This is a genomic window from Amycolatopsis sp. NPDC021455, from assembly GCF_040640995.1.
In the GTDB taxonomy this organism is placed as follows: domain Bacteria; phylum Actinomycetota; class Actinomycetes; order Mycobacteriales; family Pseudonocardiaceae; genus Amycolatopsis.
Window position 1 is genome coordinate 15,062 of the sequence record NZ_JBFACT010000001.1, and the last position, 20,045, is coordinate 35,106.

Genomic DNA, 20,045 nt, shown 5'->3' on the forward strand with positions numbered 1-20,045 from the left:
TGCGTTGGACGCACCGAACGCCACATTGGGTGCGTTGGACGCACCGAACGCCACATTGGGTGCGTTGGACGCACCCAATGCCACATTGGGTGCTCCACCGATGCCCCCACCGCCGCCCTCAACGGAGGCGCTGCGCGCCGCGGTGCTGATTCAACGCACCCAACGCCACATTGGGGCGCTTGGGTCAGCCGGCCGGGGCCGTGGTGACCGTGCCGGGGAGCTTGCGGGCCACGTCCGTCCGCGAGCGCGCGCCCAGCTTCCGCAGCACCTTCGCGACGTGCTGCTCGACCGTCCGCGGCGAGAGGAACAGGCCGTCCGCGATCTCCCGGTTCGTCCGTCCTTCGGCGAGCATCCGCGCCACTTCGCGTTCCCTGGGTGACAGCTCACTCCCGTACCCGCGCCGCCCGCGTTGTGAAGGTGCCCACGCGCCGTGCTCGCGCAGCTGGTGACGGCACCGGCCGGCGTCCCGGGTGGCGCCGAGCCGTTCGTACGCCTCGGCCGCCGCCGTCAGTTCCTCGACAGCTGACCGGTTGCCCGCGGCGAGGCGGCACATCGCGGCCCGCTCGCGCATCGCCGTCGCCGGGTAGGGCATCGGCAGCCCCGCGTACCCCGACGCGGCTTCGTCGAACAGCGCCGCCGCGGCCAGGTGCTTCGCGCGGGCCTCCAGCAGCACCGCCCGCCCGGCCACCAGCGCGGCCGCGGCCACCGGCGCGTCACGGCCTTCGATTCCGCGCGCGAAGGCCTCGACCACGCTGTCGGCCTCCGGCCAGCGCCCGGCGCGCGCGTACGCTTGGGCCGCCGCCGGGACCAGCGCGGCCGCCCAGATCCAGACGCCCTTGCGTCTGGCCGCGGCCACCGCGGTGTCGGCCGCCGCGCACGCGGCTTCGACGTCGTCGGTCGCCAGCAGCACACCGATCAGGACCCCGGCGGCCGACAGCACCACCGGGATGGGACCGCGGTCCGGCGCGTGCACGCTCGCCGCGGTCAGGTGCCGTCGCGCGGCGGCGAATTCGCCGCGCACGGCCGCGAGCCCGCCGAGCACCAGCGACGACTCCATGACGATCGGGCCGAGCTCCGGGTAGCTGTCCCGCAGCTGCTCGGCGGCTTCGGCGAGCCCGGTCCAGCGCCCGCGCACCCAGTCCAGCCGGACGCGGGTGCCCTGGATCAGGCCGATCGCGTACAACGCGCCGGCGTCGGTCGCGCGCCGGACGCCCTCGGTCACCAGCCGTTCGGCGCGGTCGAGGTGGCCCGCCCACGATTGGCCGTCCGCGAGGTTGCACCACAGCCGGGCCAGCTGGACGCGCTCGGCGACCGTGCCGACAGTGTCCGACAGCGCTTCGAACTCCGTCCACGCCGAGCCGTCGCCGACGTGCGACGCGGCGGCGATGCGGTCGGCGGTCAGGGCGAGCCGCAGCTCGGGGTCGTCGAGCCGCTCGTACACCTCGCCCGCGCGGGCACGCCAGGATTCGTGCCACGACAACGGCGTCAGCCCGTCGATCGGCTGGGCGAGCAGCGTGATCCCGCGGGCGGCGAGGTCGGGCCGGTCGGTCAGCTCGCCGACCGCGCGCTCGACCTCGAGCCGGCCGCGGCCGAGACCGCCGATGGTCCGGACCAGCAGCATGCCGAGGCACAACCGGATCGAGCCGCGGACCGACGGCGGGAGCGTCACCTCTTCGAGGACGCGCTCCAGCGTGCCGATCACGTCCGGGCGGAAGCCGCGCAGCGCGACCTGGCTCAGCTTGCCCGCCACGCGCCCGATGTCCGGTTGCGACGGGCCGGGTTCGGCGAGCACCGACTGCAGGAGGTCGATCGCGCGGGACGTCTCGCCGCGGGTGATCGCCTCGTCGGCGGCCGCTTCGGCGTAGTGCCGCCACTGGTCGACGCGGCCGGCCGCGCGGGAGTGCCGGGCCAGCAGGGTGAGCGGCGGCGACGGCTGCGCGGCGAGCACGCGGATCGCCTGCGCGTGCAGCGACGCGCGTTCCGGCCCGCTCACCGTGTCGTAGACCGCCTTGCGCGCCAGCGGGTGCCGGAAGCCGTACTTGCCGTCGCCTGCTTCGCCGAGCACGCGGGCCGACAAGGTCGCGAGCAGCGCCGTGCGGAGGTCGTCACCGGTCAGCCCGGCCAGTTCGCCGAGGACGGCGGCCTCGGCGCCGACCCCGAGGACCGCGGCCGCCCCGGCCAGCCGCACAGCCGGCGCCGGCAGCGCGGAAAGCCGTTCGGTGACGGCGTCCCGCAGCAGCGCGGGGACTTCGAGGTTCTCCAGCAGCCGGTCGGAGAGGACTTCGCCGACCGGGAGCCGGTCGGCCGCTTCCTTCAGCGCGCGCAGGGTTTCTTCGGCCACGAACGGGATCCCGGCCGTGCACTCGTGCAGCTTCGCCGCGAATTCGTCGGTGACGCGCGGGAGTTCGAGGATTTCGACCGCCAGCTCGCGCACCGCGGAGACGTCGAGCGCGCCCAGTGCGACACGCGCCGAGTGGACGGCCGGCGCGGCCCGGAACGGCGTCGCGCACCCGGCCGTGGACCGGTAGGTGGCGACCACGGCCAGTTCCGGCGGCATCGCGCCGGCGAGGAACCGCAGGAGGTCGCGGGTGTCTTCGTCGGCCCACTGGAGGTCGTCGATCAGCACGAGGGCCGGCCCGCAGGCCTGCAGCAACTCCCGTACCGCGCGGAACACGCGGTGGCGTTCGGCGACCGGGTCGGCCAGGGGATCCGGGCGCGGAGGAAGCGCTTCCGCGAGCTCCGGCAGCAACGGGAGCAGCACACCGGCGACCGGGCTGAGCGGGCCGAGCGGCGCGTCGCCGACCGAGCGAAGCGCTTCCAGGATGGGCCCGTACGGGAAGGGTTCCCGCAGTGGCTGACAGGCCCCGGTGAGGACGCGGCCGCCGTCGAACTCCTTGCGCCGCCCGATCTCGGCGAGCAGCCGGGTGCGGCCCATGCCCGGCTCGCCCTCGATGAGCACCACGGCGGGCCGTCGCCGGAGCACGTCGACGATGGCGTCGAGCTCGGCGTCGCGGCCGGTGAGCTTCGCCGGTCCGGAGCGGATGGAAACCGAGGTCGGGCGGGGGGTGGTCAGCCACATATGACCTCCTCGACGCGCCGGGGGACCTGTGCGCGGGAGCCTAAGCAGCGGCGATCCGTCCGTAAACCTTTCACCGAATACGCGGCCGATGCCGTGCTCACACGTCCGCCTACCCGCCGTCACCGGTTTGCTGCGGGAACCGGCGGTCACGGGTCACTGCGCGTGCGAAACCTCGGTGAATCGCACGTTCCAACGTCGCTTCACGCGTCCGTGTGCTCTGCGTGACTACTGAAAGTAATTCACAGAAACCCTACTTACGGACCTGTCCGACCGGGTGACGGCGGCGCCTGAGCCCGGCTGGAGCAGGGGATTCGTCCGCGGTGAATGCGTATACCCATTCGCCGTGCGCCCGGATTGCACCGTAACGCCCACTGCGGGGACGCTCACTCGGGGGAGTACCACTGCGTGGCCGGTCTGGAGCCGCGCGTAACCACCTAGGGAGAAGCATGAAGATCGCGAGACTTCTCGGTGCCGCTGCCACCGCGGTCATGGCGACGGGCGCGCTCGCCGCGACCGCCGTTCCCGCGTCGGGCCAGGACCTGCTGAACCCCGACATGGTGCCCGCGATGCAGCGGGACCTGGGCCTGACCCACGACCAGGCGCTCGCGCGGCTGGCGAGCGAGGACGTCGCGAACAAGGTCACCGAAGGCCTCAGCGCGGCGCTCGGCGACGCGTTCGGCGGCGCTACCTACAACGCCGCCACGGGCAAGGCGCACGTCGAGACGACGAACGCCGCGCTCGTCGGCAAGATCCGTGAAGCCGGCGCGGAAGCGGAGGTCGTGAAGTTCAGCGCCCGCCAGCTCGACTCCGCCGTGAGCGCCCTGAACGCGGGCGAGAAGGCCGCGCCCGCCGCGGTCACCGGCTGGGGCGTCGACTCCGCCACCAACCGCGTCACGCTTTCCGTGCTGCAGGGCCAGCGCGGCGCCGCGGACGCCTTCCTCGCCAAGTCCGGTGTGGACAAAGCGTCGGTGACGGTCGTCGAGACGGCCACCCAGCCGTCCCTCTACGCCAACATCCGCGGCGGCGACGCCTACTACATCGGCGGTTCGGCCCGTTGCTCGGTCGGGTTCTCCACGACCACGGGCTTCCTGACCGCCGGGCACTGCGCGGCGCTCACCGGCGCCGGCGCGCTGACCGGTGCGAACGGCGCGTCGCTCGGTTCGTGGGGCCGCTACAGCTTCCCGACGAACGACTACGCCGCGGTCCGGACCAACAGCAACTGGACTCCGCTCGCGCAGATGAACAACGGCACCGCCGTGCGCGGGTCGTCCAACGCCGCGACCGGTACCTCGGTCTGCAAGGCCGGTTCGACCACCGGCTGGACCTGCGGCACCATCGGGGCCAAGAACCAGACCGTCCGCTACTCCGAGGGCACGGTCTACGGGATGACGGCCACCAACGTCCGCTCGGCGGCCGGTGACTCGGGTGGCGGCTTCATCGCCGGCAACTCGGCGCAGGGCATCCTGTCCGGCGGCAACACGTCCGTGACGTACTTCTTCCCGATCGGCGCCGCGCTTTCGGGCACCGGGACCACGTTGAAGACCAGCTGAACCCCTTGAACACGGCGGAAGGGCGGGTTTCGGGCGCCTCCAGCGCGTCCGAAACCCGCCCTTCGTTCCTCGCCGCGGGAATGGGAGGTTCTCCGGTCAGACGTTGCTGATCTCCTCGATCAGCCCGTCGACGTCGAAGTGCGCGCTCTCCTCGCCGAGCGGCACGAGTTCGTAGGACGCGTCGAGGAACGTCCGGATGTCTTCGATCTCCAGCTCGAACGACGCATAGCCGTCCGGTGACTCGATTTCCAGGGTGAGGAAGTCTTCGTCGTCGGACAGGTCCGGGCGGATCCGGACGTCGCCGAGCCCGGCCGGCTCGTCGAGGCCGGACACGAGGAGGTCACGCGCGAAGGTCCACTCGATCCACCGGCCGCGCTCGGTCCGGAAGGCCACGGTCACCGCGAACGGCTCGTCGGCGTGGTAGGACAGGCGCGAAAGGACGGGCGTGGTGCTTTCGTTCAGCAGCACGAACTGGCTCTGGTGTACGGCGTCGGTGTGCACGGCCCCTCCTGGAGTCTCGCGGTGGTTCGCGCGGCGCGAACTGTTCGGCAAGGAGATGACCAGGGCCTACGGTCATGACGGAGAAAGTCTCACGTTCACTTGATCGGTTGCATCCGTCCATTGTGGTGTAACACCGGGCACATACCCCTTGCGCTCAGGCGGCCACGGGTGGTGACGGTTCGCGGAGTGCTCCCGGCAGTTTCTTCCGCAGCACGAGCAGTGCCGGGACGGCGGACGCGCAGGTCAGCGCCAGGATCGACCACGTCAGCGCGTTGCTGACGCTGAGCAGGCCGGCCAGCAGGCCCGGCGCGAGCGCGATGGGCAGGCCCCAGGACAGCTGGAAGATCGAGCTGGCGCGGCCTTCGGCGCCGGGCGGGGCGGCCGCGGCCGCCGCCGCGGTGGCCGTCGGGCCGAACATCGCCTCCGCGACCGAGAAGCCGAGACTGGTCACGAGGATCACCACGGTGGCCACCGGCAGCGAGGCCTTTTCCAACGGGATCAGCAGGGTGAAGCAGACCGCGAACAGCGCCGCGGCGCCGATCAGCCCTGCCGTCCTGCTGCGGCGGGCCAGCAACGCGACGATCGGCCGTTGCGCGGTGACGACGACCACGGTGCCGAGCGTGATGGCGGTCCCGGCGATCCACTGTGGACCATGCAGCAGGTCCCGCACGACGATCGGCAGCACGGAGAACTTGCTCGCGCTGGCGAGGGTGAAGGCCATGTGGGTGACGCAAAACCCGGTGAAGGGCCGGTCCCCGAGCACGGCCCGCCAGCTCCCGGACGGAGCTTTCACGTGAAAGCTCCGTCCTTGACCCGGAGTGGGGGCACTTTCACGTGAAAGTGCCGGGAGGAGGCGGATGAGGAGGGCCGCCACCGCGAAGCTCGCCGCGTTCGCGTACGCCAGCAGGTGGAACGCCCACGGGCTTGTGATCGTCGGCAGCACCGCCGTCGCCGCCGCACCGAGGCCCGCGCCCGCGAACCGGCCCACGGTCTGCGTCGCCAGGACGCGGTCCGTGTCGGCGCCGGTGGTCAGCCGGGCGACCATCGGCGCGTTGCACGTCCAGAACAGCCGGTCGCCGAGGCCGGCCACCGCCGACATCGCGATCACCTGCCAGCTCGTGTGCGCCAGCGGATAGGCCGCGAAGGCGGCGAGCCGCACCAGGTTGCCCGCGACGAGCAGGGCGCGCGGGCCGAAGCGGTCCATCGCCACCCCGGTAGCCGGGCCCGTGACCAGCGCCAGCAGGGCACCGGTGGTCAGCGACGCGCCCGCGTCGACCAGACCCATGCCCTGCCCGTGCACGAGGAACAACAGGGCGAACGGGACCCACAGCCCGCTGCCCAGCGCGTCGATCAGCGTCGCGGCCAGAAAGATCCGAAGCATGCCTTCCCCCAAGTCGGGCAGCGCTCCAGCTTACGGGTCGAGCGGCAGGGCCAGCCCCACTTTCACGCGGTCCATCGCCACGCTCGTGGTGAAGTGCCGGACGTTCGGGTTGTCGAAGAACATCCGCCGGGTGAACGCCTCGAAGGCCGCCATGTCCGGGCACGTCACGATCAGCACGAAGTCCGCGTTGCCGGTGACGTAGTAGCACTGCTGCACGCAGTCGTCGGCCAGGACCTGGCGGCGGAACCCGTCGATGACCTCGAGGTTCTCCCGCTCCATCTCGACCATGACCACGAACGTCATGCTCAGCCCGAGCGCGTCCGGCGACAGCACCGCCACCTCGCGCTCGATGACGCCCGCTTCGCGCAGCCGCTTGATCCGCCGCTGCACCGCCGCGGCCGAGAGCCCGACCTTCGCGCCGATGGTTTCGGCGATGGTGCGGGCGTCCGCCTGGAGGCAGGCGAGGATGGCGATGTCCAGCCGGTCGAGGTCGGGTGTCTGCACCTCAGCAGGCTAACGGCCACCCCCGACAATCCGCTGATGATCACTCGCGGCACACCCCGGGCGTGACGGTGCTCACTACTCCGTCCGGGGCGAAGATGAAACAACTTTTTGAGTGAGGTGGAACACAACTGACCGGTCTACCAGGGGGTAGCCCATACAAGTGGAAGACCAGCCGGTCGCCCGCCAACCCGCCGGCGTGGGGAGGCTGTCCCGTGCCCGCACCTGCCGCCGTGCTGACCGGCCTCGGTTCGTGGTTGCCGACGAAAGTCCTGGACAACCACGAAATCGCCGCCCGGCTCGACACCTCGGACGAGTGGATCCGGACCCGGACCGGGATCCGTGAGCGCCGCGTCGCCGGGCCCGGCGAGTCCACTGTGGACCTCGCGGTCGGGGCGGGCCGCGAAGCGCTCGCGGGTGGTTCCGCGGACGCCGTCGTCCTCGCCACCTCCACCCCCGACCAGCCCTGCCCGGCCAGCGCCCCGCAGGTCGCCGCCCGGCTCGGGCTCGGCACGGCCGCCGCGTTCGACGTCAACGCCGTCTGCAGCGGGTTCGTCTACGCCCTCGCCACGGCCGCCGGCTTCATCGCGGGCGGGCTGGCCGAGCGCGTGCTCGTGATCGGCGCCGACACCTTCACCACGCTCATCGACCCCGGCGACCGCACCACCGTGCCGATCTTCGGCGACGGCGCGGGCGCGGTCGTGCTGCGCGCCGGTGACCCGGGCGAGCCCGGCGCGTTCGGGCCGTTCGACCTGCACAGCGAGGGCGAGCACGCCGAGCTGCTGTGGGTCGAGGCCGGTGGGGCCCGAAAGCGGCTTTCGGAGCACCCGGCCGACCGGTTCCTCGCCATGCAGGGCACCGCGGTCTTCCGGCACGCCTGCGCGCGGATGGCGGAGTCGTCGCGGACGGTCCTGGAGCGTGCGGGCTGGATGGTCGGCGACGTCGACCGCTTCGTCGGGCACCAGGCGAACATCCGGATCCTCCAGGCGACGGCGAAGCAGCTCGGCATGCCGGCCGACGCCGTCGTCGCCAACATCGACCGGGTCGGCAACACCAGCGCCGCGTCCATCCCGCTCGCCCTGGCCGACGCGCGCGCCGACGGCACGCTCGTGCCCGGCCACCGCGTCCTGCTCAGCGCGTTCGGCGCGGGCCTGACCTGGGGATCGACGGTGTTGAACTGGCCGGACCTGGGTCAGCCGTCCTGAACTACGGTCGTCCAGGTCGGCGTCGCTTCCTCGCGGCCGCGCAGCTCCAGCTCGCCGTGCTTCTCCCAGTACGCGGCTTCACTGGGCAGGGCCGCGGAGACGACGGCGTCGCTGGCGAGGAGCCGTGACGGGACCGCCTTGGCGAGTTCGGTCAGCCGCGCGGCCTCGTTGACCGCGTCGCCGATCACGGTGTACTCGAGCCGGCTGCTGGCGCCGAGCTGCCCGGCGAACACCGGGCCGCTCGAGACGCCGATGCCGAGGTCGAGCTCGCCGTCCTCGCGGACGGCGTCCCGGATCGCGCGGGCCGCGGCCAGGGCGGCGGTCGGCGCGTCGGCCAGCCGGGTCGGCGCGCCGAAGATGCACAACGCGGCGTCGCCCTGGAACTTGTTGACGAGGCCGCCGCGGGCGTTCACCGCGGAGACGACCGCGGCGAACAGCCGGTTCAGCTTCCTGACCAGCTCTTCGGGCGGAGTCCGGTAGGCCAGCGCGGTCGAGTCGACGACGTCGACGAACAACGCCGTGACCTCGCGGACGTCGCCCGAGAGCGACGCGCCGTACTCCAGGGCGTGCCGGGCGACGTCGGCGCCGACGTGCCTGCCGAACAGGTCCCGCATCCGCGCCTGCTCGCGCAGGCCGGCGGCGAGCTGGTTCACCGACGTCTGGAGCAGGCCGATCTCGCTGGAGTCGTCGACGTCGACCGCGACCTCGGTGTTGCCGCGCGCGATCTCGTCGAGCGCGACGCGCAGCCGGTGCAGGGGCGCCGCGACCGCCCTGGCCAGCAGCGCCGTCCCGATCGCGCCCACGCCGAGGCCGGTCACCGACAGCGTGATCAGGGTCGCGGTGTGGTCGCCCGAGCCGAGGTCCGGCGGCGTGGCGATGAGCAGCACGCCCACGAACGGGACACCGCTGGCCAGCGCCCAGGTGACGATCAGCCGGGTGAGCACGGTGACCGGCAGCGAGCGGCGCGGCGGCAGGACGTCGAGCGCGATCGTCATCACCGGCCGCGCCACCCACTCGGCGGCGAGGTAGGTGAGCCCGGCGGTGGTGAGGCCGCCCAGCCCGATCACCGTCGCCATGCCGAGGGCGTCGTCGGCCGAGCCCAGCGCGCCGGCGAGCACGCTGAGGACCACGGTGCCGATCAGCCAGAGCGTGCCGCTGACGACGGCCATGTCGACCGGCAGCCGCAGCGCGCGCCGCGCCTCGCTCTCCGACGGCGGGCGGCCGAGCACGAACCAGATCGCGGTGCGCCGCTGCAGCCACGCCGTCCACAGCGTCCCGACGAGCAGCGCGGCGGCGACGATGCCGGCCGCGGTCAGCCCGAGCATCCAGCCGCGGCCACCGACGTCCTTCGGCAGGCCCTGCAGCACCAGCAGCAGCGCGACGACCCCGGACCCGGCGACGCTCGAGCCGACGCCCAGGCCGGCGAAGCCCAGGCTGGTGCGCAACACCACCCGGAAGTTCTTCACGGCGATCTTGCGCACGTGGTGATCGTACGGCCGGAAACGCGCAGTGGCGCGGGCGCTAGAAGCGGTACCGCACGATGTGCGCCGTCTTGGCCAGCGGCGGGAAGACCTTCAGCAGGCGCAGCTGGAACCGGGTGATCGGGCCCATCTTGGCCAGCACCTCCGGCGTCGCCCAGTGGGCAGCGTCCAATGAGGACTCCAATGTCAGGCCGTAGCGTTCGAGCTCGCGCGGGTCGTCGACGCCCCAGTACAGCGTCGCGCCCGCCTTGCGCACCGGCGCGTTGATCTTCTGGATCTTGATGGCGGTCCGGTTGAACAGGTCGCAGATCAGCCCGCCGGACGGGAACTTCGCGACCAGCCGCCGGATCAGCTCGGTGCCGGTTTCGGGCTTCAGGTACATCGTGAGGCCTTCGGCGACGATCAGCGCCGGCCGGTCCGCGGGCACCTGGTCGAGCCACCCGAAGTCGGTCACCGACGAGCCGATGTGCGTCTGGTTCGGCGCCCGGTCGTAGAGCTTCTCCCGCAGCTCGATGACCTCGGGGTAGTCGACGTCGTACCAGTGGACGGTCTCCGGTGGCGCGAGGCGCTGGAACCGCGTGTCCATGCCGCAGCCCAGGTGCAGCACGATCGCGTCCGGGTGGGCGCGCAGGTACTCGGTGGTCCAGTCGTCGATCGGCTTCGCCCGCAGGACGACCGACACCGCGCGGTCGGGGGAGATGCCGATCTTGGTGAAGTCGTAGTCGATCCGCCGGACGGCGTCGTCCGCCGCCTTGTCGCCGAGGATCGGGTGGGCGCTGCGGTAGTCGAGCGCGCGGCCGTACAGCGTCGCCAGGTTGGTGGCCTTCTCTTTCGTGAAGTGGACCTTTTCCATTCAGCGCTCCTCCGAGGCGAAGTCGTGCGCGTAGGTTTTGGCGTCGACCAGGTGCTTCAGGGTCAGCGCCCGAGCGGCGGCCGGATCGGACCGGCGCACGGCGTCGAGGATGGCGCGGTGGTCGTCGACGGCCTTCCGGATCTGCCCGGGCAGCCGCAGCGCGGCCCGCCGCTCCTCGCCGACGAGGGCGAGCACGGACCGCAGCAGCCCGGCGACGTCGTCGTTGCCGGCGTTCTGCGCGATCACCCGGTGGAACTCGGCATCGGTGGCGATGACCCGCAGCATGTCCCCGTCCTCGGCGGCCCGCGCCATCTCGGCGACGTTGTCCTCGAGCCGGCTCACGGTCTTCGCGGTGGCGTGCCGGGCCAGCCGTTCGGCGAGCGTGGGCTCGACGGTCGCCCGCAGGTCGAAGAGCTTCTCGACGAGCTGCTCGTGCTCGGTGAACCAGGACCGCAGCGGCTGGTCCTGCTGCTCGCGGACGTAGGTGCCGGACCCGGCGCGGATCTGCACGTACCCGATGGAGTCGAGCACGCGCAGCGCCTGCCGCAGCGAGCCACGGCTGATCCCGAGCTCCTCGCAGAGCACGCGTTCGGCGGGCAGCCGCGAGCCGGGCGGCAGGTCGCCGGAGTCGATCCGCGCCCGCAGCCGGTCGACGGTCGCGCTCCAGACCTGCTCGGTGTCCACGGGCTCATCTTCGCAGCTCGCTACAACGTCAGCCCCGGATCCCGGGCCAAGGTCGCGAGCTCCTCGGCGGTCAACGGCAGCGGACGGATGACGCCGACCGTGCCCCCCAAGCTGACCAGGACGTACGTGCCGTCCGCCCGGAAGTAGGTCGCCGAGATGCCGTGCTGGAGCGTGCCCTCCCGGTCGGTGGTGTCCTCTTCCGTCGTCATCAGGATTCCGCCGGTGTCGACGTCGGCGTAGCGGCACGTCGTCGACGGGCTGATCTGGATCTTCATCTCGGCGCACAGCTCCAGGGGCCGGAACCGCTTCACCGGGTTGGTCGGCACGTACACGTCCACCGTGAGGTAATAGCCGCTTTCTTCCGGCCCGCCGTGTTCGGTGATGCTCACCCCGCGCTGGCTGGTCGGCATGATGCCGCCGTAGTGGCCGGAATTGACGGTATCGCGCCGGATCCGGTCGGCAGGGGGCATCGTCTTCCGCAGGACCGCTTCGAGGTGGTCCGCGAGCTGGGGGGCCCGGGCGCTGATCCGCGCGTCGGTCGGCTGGGGGACGTCGCCGTTGCCCGGCGGCCACAGCCGTTCCCCCGCGGACGGCTTGATCCGGGGCGAAACCGCGGGTGACGCCGGTGGGGCCTGGACCTCGGGCCCGGGAATGGCGACGGCGGCGGCCGCCGCGGCCACGACGACACCCGCGCACGCCAGCAGGATGGCCCGCCGCCGGTGCCGCCGGCGGGCGACCCGGGTGACGACTTCGTCGGGGTCGAACCCGAGCGGCGGTTCGGTGCGCACGGCCGCGGTGAACTCGCGGGCCAGCGTCTGCTCGTCCATCACAGCTCGCTCTCTGCCAAGGAACCCGGGACGGCGCCGCGGAGGGTCCGCAACGCCCTGGTGGCCTGACTCCGGACCGTGCCTTCCGAACACCGCAGTTCCCGGGCCACTTCGGCGACCGGCAGGTCGCAGAAGTACCGCAGCACGAGCACCGCGCGCTGCCGGGGCGCGAGCGCCGCCAGCGCCGTGGCCAGTTCGGCGCGCAGGCCCGCGTGCTCCTGGTGCACGGCCGGGTCGGCCGCGGCGTCCCCGACCTCGGGCAGTGCGTCGGTGTGGCGCTCGGACCGCCGCCACGGGCGCCGCCGTTCGTCGAGCCAGCAGCGGGTCAGCGTCTGCCGCGCGTAGCTCACCGGCCGGTCGGTGCCGCGGATCCGGGGCCACGCTCCGTACAGCTTGTGCAGCGTGGTCTGGACGAGGTCTTCGGCCAGGTGCCAGTCGCCGCACAGCAGGTAGCCGTAGCGGCGCAGCGGGACGGCGTTGTCCCGGGCGAACTCGCGAAACCGATCCTCGTCGGCTGCCCGCATCGGGCCTCCTTCACGTCAGGTACGGCTGCTTACGCACCGGCCGCCCGATGCGCTGCATCGTGAGTGTCCGACCGGACACATCCGTACGGCGGGAGCGCGCCACGATGCTTAGGCTCCGCACGTGAATGCTTCATGACTTGGTGGCACGCGGTGATCATCGTGGTCGCCGGCATCTGGGCGGGCACCATCAACGCCGTCGTCGGGTCGGGAACGCTGGTGACGTTCCCCGTGCTCGTCGCGCTGGGCTATCCGCCGGTGACGGCGACGACGTCCAACGCGATCGGCCTCGCACCCGGCACCCTCAGCGGCGCCTGGGGTTACCGGCACGAGCTCAAGGGCTACTGGCCGCGGGTCGTCCAGTTCGCCGTCGCTTCGTTCCTCGGCGCCATCGGCGGCACCATCCTGCTGCTGTCCCTGCCGAAGGACGCCTTCGAAGCCGTCGTCCCGGTGCTCGTCGGGCTGGCCGTGATCCTCGTGATCGTCCAGCCGAAGGTGTCGAAGTGGGTGGCCGAGCGGCGCGAGCAGAACGGCAAGGAGCACAAGCCGGGCCCGCTGCTGATGTTCTTCATCTTCCTCATCGGCGTCTACGGCGGGTACTTCACCGCCGCGCAGGGCGTGATGCTCATGGCCGTGATGGGGATGCTGCTGTCCGAGCCGCTGCAGAAGCTCAACGGCGTGAAGAACGTCCTCGCCGCCGTCGTCAACGTCGTCGCCGGGGTGATCTACGCGTTCGTGGCGCCGATCAGCTGGGCCGTCGTGCTGTGGCTGGCCGTCGGCTCCACCGCCGGCGGCTTCCTCGGCGCGAAGATCGGCCGGAAGCTGCCGCCGGCGGTGTTGCGCGGCGTGATCGTGGTGATCGGCGTCGCCGCCGTCGTCCAGCTGGTGGTCAAGCAGATCGCGAAGTAGTGAACTCGCGCGCCGCGGCCAGGAACAGGTCGTTCTCCTCGCGGGTCCCGATGGTCACGCGGACGCCGTCGCCGGCGAACGGGCGCACCACCAGCTTGCGGTCCAGCGCGTGCTCGGCGAACGGGACGGCCTGGTCACCGAGCGGCAGCCAGACGAAGTTCGCCTGCGTCTCCGGCACCTGGTAGCCCACTTCGAGCAGCGCCTCCCGCACCCGGCCGCGCTCGACGACGATCTCCTGACAGCGGGCCAGCAGCTCGTCGGCCGCGTCGAGGGACGCCAGCGCGGCCACCTGGGCCAGCATGTTCACCGAGAAGGCCACGTACACCTGGCGAAGCGCGTCCGCGATCGGCTCGGGCGCGACCGCGTAGCCGACGCGAAGGCCCGCCAGGCCGTACGCCTTCGAGAACGTGCGAAGCACCATGACGTTCGACCGGCTGCGGGTGTACTCGACGCCGTCGGGCACCTCGGGGTCGGTGACGAACTCCTTGTACGCCTCGTCCAGCACGACCAGGACGTGCTCGGGCACGGCGGCCAGGAACCGCTCCAGCTCGGCGCGGCGCACGGCCGTCCCGGTGGGGTTGTTCGGGTTGCAGACGAAGACCACGCGCGTCCGGTCGGTGATCGCCGCGAGCATCGCGTCGAGGTCGAGCTCCTGGCCCTCGGTGATCGGGACCTTCACCGCGACGGCGTTCGCGACCTGCGTGACGATCGGGTACGCCTCGAAGGAGCGCCAGCCGAAGATGACTTCGTCGCCGGGGGCGCACACCGCCTGGATCGTCTGCTGGCACAGCGACACCGAGCCGCAGCCGATCGCGACGCGCTCCACCGGCACGTCCAGCTCGCGCGCCAGCCGCTCGCGCAGCGCCTGCGAGCCGGTGTCCGGGTAGCGGTTGATCCCCGCCGCGGCCTCGGCGATCGCCGCCGCGACGCTCGGCAGCGCGCCGCCGGGCACCTCGTTGCTCGCCAGCTTGATCGCGCCTTCGATCGTCCGGCCGGGGACGTATTTCGGCAACGATTCGAGATCGGCACGCGGGGACACGGACGGCATCTTCGGCGCTCCTGGAAATCGGCGGGACGACCCGCTCACCGTATCTTTTCCGCCCGCCGCCCCGCGACTGCCTTCAGCCGGTAACCGGCGCAGTGACCTGCGACACTGAGTTCCTTCCGTTCACCTCGAAGTGATTGGGTGACGCAATGACGTCGACCAGCACCGTGGACTACCAGCGCACCGACGGCCGCACCCTGCGCCTGACCTTCTCGGAACCCGAGGGCGCGCTACGCGGCGGCTTGGTGGTGCTGCACGAAGCGGACGGCGTCACCGACGGCGTGAAGATGCTGCTCGCCGGTCTCGCCACCGAGGGCTGGCTGACCGTCACCCCGCACCTGGAGAACGACGAGCTCACGCAGCAGGACCTGCTCGACGCCACCGACCTCACCCTCGCCTGGCTGGTCGAGCGGGGTGTCCAGGCCGACCTGCTCGGCGTGATGGGGTTCGACCTGGGCGGCACCGCGGCCCTGGTCGTCGCGTCGCACCGGAAGCTCGGCGCCGCGGTCAGCGTCGGCGGGCAGCAGGCCGCCGAACTGCCCGCGCTGGTCGAGATCGCGGGGAAGCTCACCAGCCCGTGGCTCGGCATGTACGGCGACGCCGGTGACGAGGCGGGCGGCGCCGACGTCGAGCGCCTGCGGGACGCCGCCGCGTCGGCGAAGGTCGCCACGAACGTCGTCCACTACCCGGGCGCGAACCACCGCTTCGACGCCGACCCCGGCGCGGCCGCGGAGGCCTGGCAGCGCACGCTCAACTGGTTCGACGCCCACCTGCGATAGGTGTGGGCGGCGCACACTCCTCACCGGGGTTCCGTGTCGGTTCCGACTACGGTGACTTCCTGATCCGAAGGATTAGGCTCGGAGCGTGACGCACACCGCCGACGCCCCCGAAGTGCTCTGGCGCCCCGAGCCGGGCCACGTTGCCGACACCAAGATCGAAGCCTTCCGCCGGTGGCTGCGCGCCGAGCGCGGCGTCGAGGTGGACGACTACCGCACGCTGCACGAGTTCTCGGTCGAGCGCGGCCCGGACTTCTGGGCGGCGGTCGCGGACTTCCTCGGCGTCCGCTGGCACGACCAGCCCGGCGAAGTGCTCTCGGGCGAGATGCCGGACGCCGTCTGGTTCGACGGCGGCACGCTGAACTACGCCGAGCACGCGCTCACCCCGGGCGTCGCCGGCGCCGCGAAGGGCGACGACGAGACGGCGGTCATCTTCCACCGCGAAGACGGCTTCGCGAGCCACCTGACGTACGGCGAGCTTCGCGCGCAGGTCGCCGCGGCCCGGGCGGCGTTCTTGGAACTCGGCGTCGGCAAGGGCGACCGGGTCGTCGCGCTGGCGCCGAACTGCCCGCAGACGCTGGTCGCGTTCCTCGCCGCGGCGAGCATCGGGGCGATCTGGTCGTCGTGCTCGCCGGACTTCGGCGTCCGCGCGGTCGCGGACCGGTTCGTGCAGATCGAGCCGAAGGTGCTCTTCGCGGTCAACGCCTACGCGTACAACGGCCGCCAGTTCGACATCCGGACGACGATCGCCGACCTGCAGGCCAAGCTGCCGTCGCTGGCCGCGACCGTGCTCGTCGAGTACGTCGGCGAAGGCCGCATGGACGGTGCCCTGGACTGGGATGAGCTGCTCGCGAAGCACGAGGGCGCGCCGCTGCTGTTCGAGCCGGTCGAGTTCGCGCACCCGCTGTGGGTGCTCTACTCGTCCGGCACCACCGGCCTGCCGAAGGGCATCGTGCACGGCCACGGCGGCATCACGCTGGAGCACCTCAAGGCCCTGGCCCTGCAGACCGACCTCGGGCCCGGCGACCGGTTCTTCTGGTTCAGCACCACCGGCTGGATGATGTGGAACTTCCTCATCTCCGGCCTGCTGGTCGGCACGACGATCGTGCTCTACGACGGCAGCCCGGGGTTCCCGGACCTCAACGCGCTCTGGCACCTGGCCGAGCAGCACCGCGTCACGTACTTCGGCACGTCGGCGCCGTTCATCCAGAGCTGCCTCAAGGCGGGGATCAAGCCGGCCGAGCGCTACGACCTGACGGCGTTGCGCGCGCTCGGCTCGACCGGCGCGCCGCTGAGCGTCGAGGGCTTCCGGTGGATCGTGAACGAGGTCGGGAAGAACGTCCAGATCTGCTCGGTCTCCGGCGGGACCGACCTGTGCGCTGCGTTCGTCGCGTCGGCGCCCGACGTGCCGGTCTGGCTGGGGGAGCTGTCCTGCCCGGCGCTCGGTGCCGCGGTCAACGCGTTCGACGAGGCCGGGAACGCCGTCGTGGAGGAGGTCGGCGAGCTGGTCATCACGAAGCCGATGCCGTCGATGCCGGTGTTCTTCTGGAACGACCCGGACGGCTCGCGCCTGCGTGAGGCGTACTTCGAGATGTACCCGGGGCTGTGGCGCCACGGCGACTGGATCCGGATCACGAACCGCGGCTCGGCGGTGATCTACGGCCGCAGCGACTCGACGCTCAACCGCGGCGGCGTCCGGATGGGCACGGCGGAGTTCTACCGGGTCGTCGAGGGCTACGACGAGATCGCGGATTCCCTGGTCGTCGACACCTCGGCGGCCGGGAACGAGGACGGTCAGCTCATCTGTTTCGTGGTCCTGACCGGCGGCGTCGCGCTCGAAGACGTCGAGCCGCGCCTGCGCAAGGAGCTTCGTAGCGCGCTGTCACCGCGGCATGTACCCGATCGGTTCGTCGTGGTTTCCGAGATTCCTCGTACCTTGAACGGTAAGAAGTGTGAGGTACCGGTGAAGAAGATCCTCGCCGGTGTGGCTCCCGACCGGGCCGTCAGCCGCGACGCGCTGGCCAACCCGGCGGCGCTGGCGCCGTTCGTGGAGCTCGCCGGGGGGTAGATGGGGGAAGCATGATCATCCACGGCGGGTTGTACGGGTGGTGACGGGGACACGGGCGCAGATCACCTGGAAGGTGGCGGGAGCCACCACCGTGGGGGTGATCACCTGGGTGACCCGGCTGGCGGGCCTGATGACCCTGGGCTCGATCCTGATCCCGGCCGGCCGCCGCAGCCTGCGCGGGCACCTGGCCGAATGGCTGGAGCTGCCGCAGGAGGCGACCGTCGCGGCGGCGACCGTGGCGCTGGCCATGGGCGTGCTGCTGGTGATGCTGGCCGCGGGCCTCCGGCGCCGCAAGCGCCGGGCCTGGCAGCTGGCGGTCGGCGCGACGGTGCTGCTCACGATGTCGCACCTGGGGCTGAAGCACGTCTTCGCCGCCGGGGTGGTGTCGGTGGTGCTGCTGGTGGGCCTGATCGCGAACCGGCGGTACTTCGTCGCGAAGCCGGACCCGGTCGTCGGGCGCTGGCGCGCGGTGCGGGTGTTCCTGCAGCTGCTGCTGGCCGGGTTCGTGATCAACGTCATCCTGCTGTCGGTGGCGTCGCGGGCGGTGCTGGAGCCGCTGAGCTTCCCCGACCGGATCGCGGAGTCCGCGCTCGCGCTGGTCGGCGCCAGCGGGCCCGCGGTGTTCCGGCAGATGTGGCTGGAGGACATGACGGCGGCCGTCGGCCTGCTCTTCGGCCTCGCCGCGGTCCTGGTCGCGGCGTATTTCCTGCTGCGGTCGGCCGAGCCGGCCCCCCGCCTGACCGACGACGAGGTCGCCCGCCTGCGCAAGCTGCTGGACGAGCACGGCGAGCGGGACTCGCTCGGCTACTTCGCGCTGCGCCGGGACAAGTTCGCGGTGTTCTCGAAGACGGGCAAGGCGGCGGTCACCTACCGCGTGATCGCCGGCGTGGCGCTGTGCTCGGCCGACCCGCTCGGCGACCACGAGGCGTGGCCGGGCGCGATCGAGGAGTACCTGGAGGTCTGCCGGCGCAACGGCTGGACCCCGGCGGCGATGGGCGTGTCCGAGCTGGGCGCGACGGTCTGGTCCCGCTTCGGCCTGGAGGTCCTGGAGATCGGCGACGAAGCGGTCGTCGACGTCGACGGCTTCACCCTGGACGGCCGCGTGATGCGCGGCGTCCGCCAGGCCGCGGCCCGCACCAAGCGCGCGGGCTACAAGGTGCTGGTGCGCCGGGCCGAGGACCTGCGCCCCGGCGAGCTGGCCGAGCTGGAGGTCCTGGCGGCGAACTGGCGAGGCACGGACACCGAGCGCGGCTTCTCGATGGCACTGGGCCGCCTGGGCGACCGGGGATCGGTGCTGGTGACGGCCGAGCAGGGCGGGCGGGTCCGCGGAATGCTCCAGTTCGTCCCATGGGGAGAGACGGGCCTGTCACTGGACGTGATGCGCCGCGACCGCACGGCGGACAACGGCGTCAACGAGCTGATGATCTCAGAGCTGTTGCTGGCCGCTCCCCGCCACGGGATTTCGCAGGTGTCGCTGAACTTCGCGGCGTTCAGGGCGTTGATGGAACAGGGCCAGCGCATCGGCGCGGGCCCGGTCGCCCGCATGTCGGCGAAGGTCCTCCACTTCTTCTCGCGCTGGATCCAGATCGAGACGCTCTACCGCTTCAACGCGAAGTTCCAGCCGCGCTGGGTACCCCGCTACCTGGTGTACCCGGCGGTCCGCGAGCTCCCGCGAGTCGGCATCGCGACGTTCGAAGCAGAGGGCCTCGGCGGAAGGTCTCCACGCCTGCTCAGGCTGCTGCGACGCGCGTGAGGGGGGTGCCGTTCCGGGGTGATCGGGGGGTGTGTAACCTATCTGAGCAGTGGTCGTTGGGCCCAGGAGGCTTCGCCTAGTCTGGTCTATGGCGCCGCACTGCTAATGCGGTTGGGGGTAACCCCCCCTCCCGGGTTCAAATCCCGGAGCCTCCGCTGGTACCCGGTTCGCCGGGTGCTAGGTTACAACTGAACACGCGCCCGTAGCTCAGCTGGATAGAGCATCTGACTACGGATCAGAAGGTCAGGGGTTCGAATCCCTTCGGGCGCACGTCTGGTTGAGACAGCAGTATCGCGAAACCCCGCTGGCAACAGCGGGGTTTCGTGCTGTCGAGCCTGTCGGAGACCTACGCCACGGATGTGCGGTTGATCTAAGGTGCGGTCGTGGACGCGCGCTGCAAACACGACCTGCCACAAGGCCAGTGCGCTGATTGCCTGCCGCCACCGCCCGGCGTACGGCCCCACGGCTACCGCACCAGCGGTGGCGCGGCGTACCACAACGACCCCACGTGCGATTGGCTGCGGCGAGGCCAGCGCCATGCCGCCTCCCGTGGCCAGGAAACCCATGAGGTGGTGCCTGTCGCCTGGGCGAGTGTGCGCCCGGGCACGCTCGAACCCTGCGAGTACTGCTGCACCCCGGCTTGGCTGGCGCGCCGGACGCAGGCCGTGACTCCGGCCTCGGCACCCAAGCCGTGCCTCGTTCGCGACGGCGACGAGTGGTATCCGGGGCATCTTTCGTGGGAGGCAGCTCCCCGCGAGGATGGTTTGTGGTGGGCCAAGGTCCGGTACCGGCGGGACGGGCAGGACCTGACCGTGGTCCGGAACCAGAAGGCCTTGCGGCCGCGGGAGTAGCTCCGGCTCGCCGCTGCTTTGCGTAACTGGACTGGACCAGTGCGCACCCCGTACCGAGCA

17 protein-coding genes and 2 tRNA genes are annotated in these 20,045 nt (G+C 71.7%); 9 read left to right on the plus strand and 10 right to left on the minus strand.

Going from position 1 to position 20,045, the window contains the following annotated elements; all coding sequences use genetic code 11:
* Positions 1-184: 184 nt before the first annotated feature.
* The gene (locus tag AB0G28_RS00100) at positions 185-3,079 is read right to left on the minus strand and encodes an AAA family ATPase (RefSeq protein ID WP_361081254.1); all 2,895 of its coding nucleotides are present in this window, start codon (positions 3,077-3,079) and stop codon (positions 185-187) included.
* Between the two features lie 446 nt (positions 3,080-3,525).
* On the opposite strand from AB0G28_RS00100, the gene AB0G28_RS00105 reads away from it, so the two are divergent.
* Positions 3,526-4,629 carry a S1 family peptidase gene (locus AB0G28_RS00105; protein WP_361081256.1) on the plus strand — a complete coding sequence of 368 codons (1,104 nt, stop codon included), beginning with the start codon at positions 3,526-3,528 and terminating at the stop codon, positions 4,627-4,629.
* Positions 4,630-4,725: 96 nt separating this feature from the next.
* On the opposite strand, the gene AB0G28_RS00110 is transcribed toward AB0G28_RS00105, so the two are convergent.
* The 3 genes from AB0G28_RS00110 to AB0G28_RS00120 all read right to left on the minus strand — a co-directional run bounded on the left by AB0G28_RS00110 (position 4,726) and on the right by AB0G28_RS00120 (position 7,015).
* Complete coding sequence (locus tag AB0G28_RS00110) at positions 4,726-5,130, minus strand: SsgA family sporulation/cell division regulator (RefSeq protein WP_361081259.1); 405 nt, start codon at positions 5,128-5,130, stop codon at positions 4,726-4,728.
* Between the two features lie 154 nt (positions 5,131-5,284).
* Complete coding sequence (locus AB0G28_RS00115; RefSeq protein WP_361081262.1) at positions 5,285-6,511, minus strand: MFS transporter; 1,227 nt, start codon at positions 6,509-6,511, stop codon at positions 5,285-5,287.
* Between the two features lie 30 nt (positions 6,512-6,541).
* Positions 6,542-7,015 carry an Lrp/AsnC family transcriptional regulator gene (locus AB0G28_RS00120; RefSeq protein WP_361081265.1) on the minus strand — a complete coding sequence of 158 codons (474 nt, stop codon included), beginning with the start codon at positions 7,013-7,015 and terminating at the stop codon, positions 6,542-6,544.
* A gap of 212 nt (positions 7,016-7,227) precedes the next feature.
* On the opposite strand from AB0G28_RS00120, the gene AB0G28_RS00125 reads away from it, so the two are divergent.
* Positions 7,228-8,217 (plus strand): beta-ketoacyl-ACP synthase III, encoded by a 990-nt coding sequence (locus AB0G28_RS00125; protein WP_361081268.1) that lies wholly within the window; start codon positions 7,228-7,230, stop codon positions 8,215-8,217.
* Here AB0G28_RS00125 and AB0G28_RS00130 read toward each other — a convergent pair.
* From AB0G28_RS00130 to AB0G28_RS00150, 5 genes are read right to left on the minus strand one after another with little or no spacing between them, the layout of a single operon-like run.
* Positions 8,205-9,698, minus strand: a complete 1,494-nt coding sequence (locus AB0G28_RS00130) for an adenylate/guanylate cyclase domain-containing protein (RefSeq protein WP_361081271.1) — start codon at positions 9,696-9,698, stop codon at positions 8,205-8,207. The two genes, AB0G28_RS00125 and AB0G28_RS00130, sit on opposite strands and share 13 nt — an antisense overlap.
* 40 nt (positions 9,699-9,738) lie before the next feature.
* Positions 9,739-10,551: a class I SAM-dependent methyltransferase gene (locus AB0G28_RS00135; RefSeq protein ID WP_361081274.1), complete on the minus strand. Its 813-nt coding sequence runs from the start codon at positions 10,549-10,551 to the stop codon at positions 9,739-9,741.
* Positions 10,552-11,235 (minus strand): FadR/GntR family transcriptional regulator, encoded by a 684-nt coding sequence (locus AB0G28_RS00140; RefSeq protein ID WP_361081277.1) that lies wholly within the window; start codon positions 11,233-11,235, stop codon positions 10,552-10,554.
* Between the two features lie 20 nt (positions 11,236-11,255).
* Entirely contained in the window at positions 11,256-12,062 is an 807-nt protein-coding gene (locus AB0G28_RS00145; protein WP_361081281.1) for a hypothetical protein, read from the minus strand.
* Positions 12,062-12,586 (minus strand): SigE family RNA polymerase sigma factor, encoded by a 525-nt coding sequence (locus tag AB0G28_RS00150; protein WP_361081284.1) that lies wholly within the window; start codon positions 12,584-12,586, stop codon positions 12,062-12,064. Before AB0G28_RS00150 ends, AB0G28_RS00145 begins: the two co-directional genes overlap by 1 nt.
* 132 nt (positions 12,587-12,718) lie before the next feature.
* Between AB0G28_RS00150 and AB0G28_RS00155 the strand changes: the two genes are divergently transcribed.
* A complete protein-coding gene (locus AB0G28_RS00155) occupies positions 12,719-13,492 on the plus strand; it encodes a sulfite exporter TauE/SafE family protein (RefSeq protein ID WP_361081287.1) in 774 nt (257 codons plus the stop codon).
* On the opposite strand, the gene hisC is transcribed toward AB0G28_RS00155, so the two are convergent.
* A complete protein-coding gene (gene hisC, locus AB0G28_RS00160) occupies positions 13,473-14,540 on the minus strand; it encodes a histidinol-phosphate transaminase (RefSeq protein WP_361081290.1) in 1,068 nt (355 codons plus the stop codon). The genes AB0G28_RS00155 and hisC overlap by 20 nt on opposite strands.
* A gap of 146 nt (positions 14,541-14,686) precedes the next feature.
* Between hisC and AB0G28_RS00165 the strand changes: the two genes are divergently transcribed.
* The 6 genes from AB0G28_RS00165 (at position 14,687) to AB0G28_RS00190 (ending at position 19,985) form a co-directional block, all read left to right on the plus strand.
* Positions 14,687-15,316 (plus strand): dienelactone hydrolase family protein, encoded by a 630-nt coding sequence (locus AB0G28_RS00165; protein ID WP_361081293.1) that lies wholly within the window; start codon positions 14,687-14,689, stop codon positions 15,314-15,316.
* An 85-nt stretch (positions 15,317-15,401) separates the two neighbouring features.
* Positions 15,402-17,381: an acetoacetate--CoA ligase gene (locus AB0G28_RS00170; protein WP_361081296.1), complete on the plus strand. Its 1,980-nt coding sequence runs from the start codon at positions 15,402-15,404 to the stop codon at positions 17,379-17,381.
* 37 nt (positions 17,382-17,418) lie between these two features.
* Positions 17,419-19,134 (plus strand): phosphatidylglycerol lysyltransferase domain-containing protein, encoded by a 1,716-nt coding sequence (locus AB0G28_RS00175; protein WP_361081299.1) that lies wholly within the window; start codon positions 17,419-17,421, stop codon positions 19,132-19,134.
* A 65-nt stretch (positions 19,135-19,199) separates the two neighbouring features.
* Positions 19,200-19,289 (plus strand) — tRNA-Ser (locus AB0G28_RS00180).
* A 41-nt stretch (positions 19,290-19,330) separates the two neighbouring features.
* Positions 19,331-19,404 (plus strand) — tRNA-Arg (locus AB0G28_RS00185).
* Positions 19,405-19,706: 302 nt separating this feature from the next.
* On the plus strand, positions 19,707-19,985 hold the full coding sequence (locus AB0G28_RS00190) for a hypothetical protein (protein ID WP_361081301.1): 279 nt from the start codon (positions 19,707-19,709) through the stop codon (positions 19,983-19,985).
* Positions 19,986-20,045: the final 60 nt, after the last annotated feature.